This window comes from uncultured Caulobacter sp. (genome assembly GCF_937900395.1).
Taxonomy (GTDB): Bacteria; Pseudomonadota; Alphaproteobacteria; order Caulobacterales; family Caulobacteraceae; genus Caulobacter.
Map to the genome: position 1 here is coordinate 37,291 of NZ_CALCDX010000030.1, position 7,033 is coordinate 44,323.

5 protein-coding genes and 1 pseudogene are annotated in these 7,033 nt (G+C 68.1%); 1 reads left to right on the forward strand and 5 read right to left on the reverse strand.

The window, feature by feature from the left end:
- Positions 1–270 precede the first annotated feature (270 nt).
- Positions 271–2,445, forward strand: coding sequence for an outer membrane beta-barrel family protein (locus Q0379_RS02510; protein ID WP_299003925.1), 2,175 nt, complete (start codon positions 271–273; stop codon positions 2,443–2,445).
- On the opposite strand, the gene Q0379_RS02515 is transcribed toward Q0379_RS02510, so the two are convergent.
- The 5 genes and pseudogenes from Q0379_RS02515 to Q0379_RS02535 form a co-directional block, all read right to left on the reverse strand.
- Positions 2,442–2,870, reverse strand: a complete 429-nt coding sequence (locus Q0379_RS02515; protein WP_299003927.1) for a hypothetical protein — start codon at positions 2,868–2,870, stop codon at positions 2,442–2,444. The genes Q0379_RS02510 and Q0379_RS02515 overlap by 4 nt on opposite strands.
- A 94-nt stretch (positions 2,871–2,964) precedes the next feature.
- Positions 2,965–4,740, reverse strand: coding sequence for a xylonate dehydratase XylD (gene xylD / locus Q0379_RS02520; protein WP_299003929.1), 1,776 nt, complete (start codon positions 4,738–4,740; stop codon positions 2,965–2,967).
- Positions 4,733–5,602, reverse strand: a complete 870-nt coding sequence (locus tag Q0379_RS02525) for an SMP-30/gluconolactonase/LRE family protein (RefSeq protein ID WP_299003930.1) — start codon at positions 5,600–5,602, stop codon at positions 4,733–4,735. The genes xylD and Q0379_RS02525 overlap by 8 nt, the downstream gene beginning before the upstream one ends.
- A 129-nt stretch (positions 5,603–5,731) precedes the next feature.
- Positions 5,732–6,472: a D-xylose 1-dehydrogenase gene (gene xylB, locus Q0379_RS02530; RefSeq protein WP_299003932.1), complete on the reverse strand. Its 741-nt coding sequence runs from the start codon at positions 6,470–6,472 to the stop codon at positions 5,732–5,734.
- Positions 6,465–7,033 (reverse strand): annotated as a pseudogene (locus Q0379_RS02535) (hypothetical protein); the annotation flags it as partial. The pseudogene Q0379_RS02535 and the gene xylB, both read right to left, overlap by 8 nt.

Consider the following 7,033-nt stretch of genomic DNA (forward strand, 5'->3'; position numbering starts at 1 on the left):
CTACGACCCCTTAAGGGTCTCTGGTTGGCGCGACCTTAGTGTTACCGGTATCAGCACGCAAGCGCAGGTTCTGGCGACCGTTTGCTGGCGCATGGGACTCACCTCCGACGCCATCGATAGCAGCCGAGCCAACATTGCGGAAAAGACATTTGTGTCGGCGGTGGAACAGGGGTCTAAGGGCGAGGTATTAGATTTTACAGATGTACGTTTTGTAATCTTCGGCCCGCCCCTGCCCGGCGCGCCGCCGGTCTTGTGGGGACGATCTTGCGCTTGAAGTACGCCTTGCTCGCGGCGGTCGCCGTGCTGTCGCCGACCTTGGTCCAGGCCCAGACCGCGCCCACGCCCGCCGCGCCCAAACCGGCGGCCAAGGACGCCCCCACGGCGGTCGAGGGGGTGACAATCACCTCGGACTCGACGGCGATGCGCGCCTCGATCGACCGTCGCAGCTACAGCGTCGCCAACGACCTCTCGGCCAAGACTGGCTCGGTCGCCGACGCCTTGCGCAACATCCCATCGGTCGAGGTCGACGTGCAGGGCAATGTCAGCCTGCGCGGGGACTCGAACGTCACGATCATGATCGACGGCAAGCCCAGCAGCCAGTTCACGGGCGAGGGCAAGGGCGACGCCCTGCAGTCGATGCCCGCCGACCAGATCGACCGCGTCGAGGTGATGACCAATCCGTCGGCGGCCTACCGCCCCGACGGGACGGCCGGGATCATCAATCTGATCACCAAGAGGACCCAGAAGCCGGGGACCAGCGGCACGGCGCGCTTCAATGTCGACACCCTGGGACGCCACAATGGCGGGATCAGCGCCACGCGCCGCGCCGGCAAGCTGACCCTGACCGGCGACGCCAGCTATCGTCACGAGAAGCAGGAAGGCCGTCAGCTGATCGAGCGCTCGACGCTCGATGCGGCCAGCGGCGGCTATCGCGTCAGCACCCAGGCCTCCGACGCCGACAACACGGGCGGCATGACCAATCTGCGCGGCGCGCTCGACTATGACCTCGACAAGAGCAACCGCCTGAGCGGCGAGCTGCGCTTCCGCCGGATGGACTTCAACTCGGACGTCCGGGAGACCTACGCGGCGCGTGCCGCCTCTGGGGCGCCGTCGCGCGCCTACGTCCGCGATCTCTTGGGCGAGATGCGTCGCGACACCGGCGCGGCCAGCGCGGATTGGCGTCGCCAGTTCAAGGGCGCGGATCACACCCTGACCACGCACGTGGAGTACGAGATCACCGACTTCACGCGCGACTTCGACGCCTTGACCCGCAACACGCCGGGCGTCGACCAGTACGAACGCGTGGGCATGGATGTCTTCCAGAACCGCGCCAATCTGAAGGTCGACTACAGCAAGCCGCTGCCCAAGGACGTCAAGCTGAAGACCGGCCTCGACTTCGAGCTGGCCAGCAACGCCTACAAGAACCGCGGCGCCTCGGGCCCGACGGCGGGCGGGCTGATCGTCGATCCGAACCGCACCAACGTCTACGACTACGACCAGGACGCCTACGCGGCCTATGTCACCTACGAGCGGCCGTTCGGCGACTTCACGGTCCAGGGCGGTTTGCGCGCTGAGCAGGTGCAGATCGACGTCAACGACGTGACGCACGGCGCCACGGCTCAGAACGATTATTTCCGCGTCTACCCGACCCTGCACACCGGCTACACGCTGAGCCAGAACCAGACGCTCAGCGCCAATTATAGCCGCCGCGTCCAGCGTCCCGGCGCCCAGGACCTGCACCCCTATCGGGTCTATCTGGACCCCTTCAACTATCGGCAGGGCAACCCCAACCTGAAGCCCCAGATCACCGACTCCTACGAGCTGGGCTGGCAGTACAGGAAGGGCCAAGCCTACTATCTGGCGACGGCCTATTTCCGCGACACGCGCGACAGTGTGACGGACGTCGTCAGCGACTTGGGCGGCGGCGTTTTCCTGACCTCGAAGGCCAACCTCGGCAAGAGCCGCGCGGGCGGGCTGGAGCTGGTCGCCAACGGACGCCTGTCGCCGAAGCTGACCTATAACCTCAGCGGCAACCTGTTCTGGAACGAGATCGACGCGGCCAATCTGGGCTTTTCCGGCACGCGCTCGGGCACGGCGCTGTCGGGCCGCGCGAACCTGAACTGGCAGGCCACGCCCAAGGACTTCTTCCAGCTGAACGCTTTCACTTCGGGCAAGCGCTTGACGCCGCAGGGCTATCGCGAGCCGTTCAAGATGGTGAACCTGGGCTATCGCCGGAAGGTCAACGACAAGCTGTCGTTCGTCATGACCGCCCAGGACGTGCTGGACGACTTCAGCGAGGTCACGGTCGTCGACACGCCCGCCCTGCGCGACCGCACGCGCCGCTCGGCCAATGTCCGCTCGGTGTTCTTCGGCTTCAGCTATGCCTTCGGCGCAGGCAAGCCGCGGCCCGAGCAGTTCGACTTCAACGCGGGCGGGCCGAACTAGGCGTCGGCGCTATCCTCGCCAGCGGCGCGGACGCCCAGCCGCCGCTCGGCCTCCTCGACGCCGGCCTCGACGTCGGCGTCGAGATAGAGCGCGCCCGCTTCGCGCCAGAGGTCGGTCGCGGCTTGCCCCAGCGCTTCCCGCGCCAAGGCGCTGAGCCGCAGGGCGTTGGCGAGGTCGAGGTCCGTTGCCTCGGAGCTGGCGCGATAGAGGGCGACTGCCTCGTCGGCGGCGGTCCGCGCCGCTTCGGCCTCTCCCGCCTCGCGATCCAGGTCCGAGACATGCCGCAGGGCGTGGGCCAGGGGAACGGCGGCGCCGACCTCCCGCGCCTTGCCGGCGGCCTTGGCGTAGAGGTCGCGCGCCTGGTCGGGATGGCCGGCGGTCCTGGCCTGCTGGGCGGCGACGAAGAGCGGTTCGAAGTCTTGCAAGGCGGCGTCCTCCGGACGGCATCCTGGCAAGCCGTTCGCGCCAAGACCAGAGGCCAAGAAGAAAGCCCCCGGATCGCTCCGAGGGCTTCTATCGTCAGTGGTTGTGCCGGGGCAGCTTGGACGCCAGGTCCTGGTACTTGACCGCGAACTCCAGCACCCCGCCGGTCTCGAGCTGGCCGGTGTGGGCGCGGTAGATCTCCTGCCAGGGCGTCATGGTCGCCGGGACGGCCGGAATGCCTTCCTTCTTGCGCTCGGCGATCGTCGCCTCGTCCACCAGGGCGTCGCAGCGACCGGTGTTGATGTCGATGCGGATCGTATCGCCGGTGCGCAGCCACGAGAGCCCGCCGCCCACCGCGCTCTCGGGCGAGGCGTTCAGGATCGAGGGGCTGTCGGCGGTGCCCGACTGGCGGCCGTCGCCGAGGGTCGGCAGGCTCATGATGCCCTTCTTCAGCAGGTGATCCGGCGGCTGCATGTTCACGACCTCGGCCGAGCCCGGCCAGCCGATCGGACCGGCGCCGCGGATCACCAGGATGCAGCGCTCGTCGATCTCCAGGGCCGGATCGTTGATCCGCTTGTGGTAGTCGTCTGACCCGTCGAACACGATGGCGCGAGCCTCGAAGACGCCTTCCTTGCCGGGCTCCGACAGGTAGCGCTTGCGGAACTCCTCGCCGATCACGCTGGACTTCATGATCGCGAAGTCGAACAGGTTGCCCTTCAGCACCAGGAAGCCGGCCTTTTCGGCCAGCGGCTGGTGGTAGGGGAAGATCACCTCGCGGTCGGTCGTCTCGCGGCCCTGCAGGTTCTCGCCCATGGTCTTGCCGGTGACGGTCAGGACGTCGCCGTGCAGGCGGCCTTGCTGCAGGAGCTCCCAAAGCACCGCCGGCGCGCCGCCGGCCCGGTGGAAGCGCTCGCCCAGATACTTGCCGGCCGGCTGCATGTTGACGATCAGTGGGATGTCGTAGGCCGCGCGCCAGTCGTCGGCGGTGATCTCGACGCCGGCGTGACGGGCCATGGCCACGATATGCGGCTGGGCGTTGGTCGAGCCGCCCGCCGCCGCCACCAGGGCGATGGCGTTCTGGAAGGCCTTCTTGGTGAGGATGTCGAGCGGTTTGACGTCCTCATAGGCCAGGTCGACGATCCGCTGGCCGGTCTTGTAGGCCATCTGGCCGCGTTCGCGGTACGGGGCGGGAATCGCCGCGCAGCCGGTCAGCGACAGGCCCAGCGCCTCGGCCACGGCGTTCATGGTCGAGGCCGTGCCCATGGTGTTGCAGTGGCCCGCCGACGGCGCCGAGCTGGCGGCGCGGTCGATGAACTCTTCCTCGGTGATCTCGCCGGCCGCCAGCTTGCGGCGCGAGCGCCAGATCACCGTGCCCGAGCCGACCAGCTCGCCCTCGTGCCAGCCGTCCAGCATCGGACCGCCCGACAGCACGATGGCCGGGATATTGACCGTGGTGGCGGCCATGATGCCCGCCGGGGTGGTCTTGTCGCAGCCGGTGGTCAGCACCACGGCGTCGATCGGATAGCCGTGCAGGGTCTCGACGAGACCGAGATAGGAGAGGTTCCGGTCCAGCGCCGCCGTCGGGCGACGGCAGTTCTCGAAGATCGGATGGACCGGAAACTCCATGGGGATGCCCCCGGCGTCGCGGATCCCGTCCCGAATCCGCGTCACCAGGTCCAGGTGGATGCGGTTGCAGGGCGAGATGTCGCTGCCGGTCTGGGCGATGCCGATGATCGGCTTGCCGCTTCGCAGCTCCTCCGGCGTGATCCCGTAGTTCATGAAGCGCTCCAGGTAGAGCGCGGTCATGTCGATGTGGTCGGGGTTATCGAACCAATCGCGGGACCGGAACCGGCGGGGCGTGCGTTCAGGCAAGGCGAACCTCGTGTTGGGGCTGGCCCGCGACATTGACCCCGACGGCGAACAGGCCGCCGGCCAGCGGATACTGGGCCAGGGTTTCGTCGCTGAGGCCCTTGCGGGCGGTGGTGAAGAACAGGGTCTTCAGGTCCGGCCCGCCGAAGCAGACCTTGGTGACGTTGGGGGCGGGAAGGTCGATCTTGCCGACGATCTCGCCGGCCGGCGAGACGCGGATGACGCCAAAGCCGCCCCACAGAGCGATCCACAGGCATCCCTCGGAATCGACGACCGTGCCGTCGGGATAGATATCGTCGCCCAGCTTGACGTGGACGAAGGCGCGCTTGTTCGACAGCGCGCCGTCCTCGGCCAGGTCATAGGCCCAGATGGTCTTTTCCAGGGTGTCGGTGTGGTAGAAGGTCTTGCCGTCCGGCGAGACGCAGGGCCCGTTGGTGATGCAGACGCCCTTGTCCATCCGCGCCACGCCCTCGGCGTCCATGCGGTAGAGCGAGCCGCTCTTGTTCTCTTCGCCATCGTGCATGGTGCCGAACCACAGCCGGCCGTTGGCGTCGACCGTCGCGTCGTTGGGGCGGTTGTCGAGGGCGGCGTCCTCGACCTCGATCAGCGAGCGAAAGCCGAACGCGGGGTGGAAGCGGTGAATGCCCGTCTTCAGGCCGACGACAAAGCCGCCAGCGTCGGCGATCGGCGCCAGGAAGGTGACCTGGTCGGGGGCGTCGAAGCTGAGATGCTCGCCCGTCGCCGGGCTGTAGTTGTGAATCTTGCGCTGCTTGATGTCGACGAACCACAGGGTGTCGCGGTGCCAGATCGGGCCTTCGCCCAGCGTGGCCTTCAGATCCCAGACGCAGGTGACTTCAGCGGTCATATCAGCCTCTTCAAATCCCTCCCCCTCGATGGGGAGGGTAGGGTGGGGGTGAATAGGACATCGGCGGCCGAACCGCCACATCACCCCCATCCCCAACCCTTCCCCCATCAAGGGGGAAGGGAGCAAGCCCTAGCGCCAGCCGGCGTCGATCCAGTACTCGTGACCGGTGCAGAGCGAGGCGTCGTCCGAGGCCAGGAACAGCACCAGCGAGGCGACGTGATCCGGCAGGATGCGGCCCTTCAGGCACTGGGCGGCCACGATCTGGGCCTCGCCTTCCGGCGTGTACCACTTCTCCTGGCGCTTGGTCTTGACGTTGCCCGGCACCACGCAGGTGACGCGGATGTCGTCGGGGCCCAGCTCGCGGGCCAGGGCGCGGGTCATGCCCTCGATGCCGGCCTTGGCGGTTTCGTAGAGGACAAGGTCCTCCAGGCCCAGGTGCCAGCTGATCGAGCCGAAGTTGATGATGGCGCCGCCGCCGCGCTTCTTCATGCCGCCGGCCACGGCCTGGGCCGCGAACACCATGTGGCGCAGGTTCACGCCGATGCGGTTGTCCCAGTAGGCGGGCGTCAGGTCGGCCAGGCTGTGCCGGTCGTCGTTGCCGGCGTTGTTGACCAGCACGTCGACGTCGCCGATCTCGGCGAAGGTCGCCTTCAGCGCGTCGATGTCCATCAGGTCGCAGCGCTTGTAGACCGGCGCGATGGCCGCGTCCTTCGACAACTCGGCGACCAGGGCTTGCGAGTCCGCGTCGACGATGTCGAGGAAGATCACCTCGGCGCCCTGGCGCACGAAGCCGGCGACGAGGCCGGCGCCGATGCCCGAGCCGCCGCCGGTCACCAGTGCGACCTTCTGTGCCCTGCTCTGGTCAGTCATGACTCTCCTCTATATCTGTGGGGGCTGAACCATCTGTGGGGGCTGAAACTCGGCGGGGTGCGCGCAGTCCGAGGACCCGGCGGCCGGCGTCGAGGAGCTGTGCGTGCAGTTCGTCGCGGTCGAGGTTGGCGAAGCCCGGGGTGGAGGCTCCTGCGATGCCGGCCAGCGCGACGGCGGCCTTGACGGGACCGCCCGGGCCGGGGTTGACCGCCGCCAGCACCGCCATCTGCCGGTCGCGGGTCACCTTGGCCAGGATCGACGCCGCCGCGATGGAATAGGAATGCGCGTCGCCGTCGACGATGGTCTCTGCCGGACAGCCGAGTTGCGGCGGCGCCCGATTGCCGTCGACGAGCACCATGCACGGCGGCTCGGCGAGCGCCTGGACCGACTCGGCGCGGCTCACGTCGGTGACGATCGGCAGCGCCTCGACGCCGAGCGCCGCCTCGACATCGCCCTCGCCCTCGACCCCATGGCCATCCACGGCTGGGGCTGCCGCATGCGCGCCTTCCAGGCCTGGCGGGCACAGCGCGTCAGCAGGTGGCGGCGCTGGGGGTCGGCCAG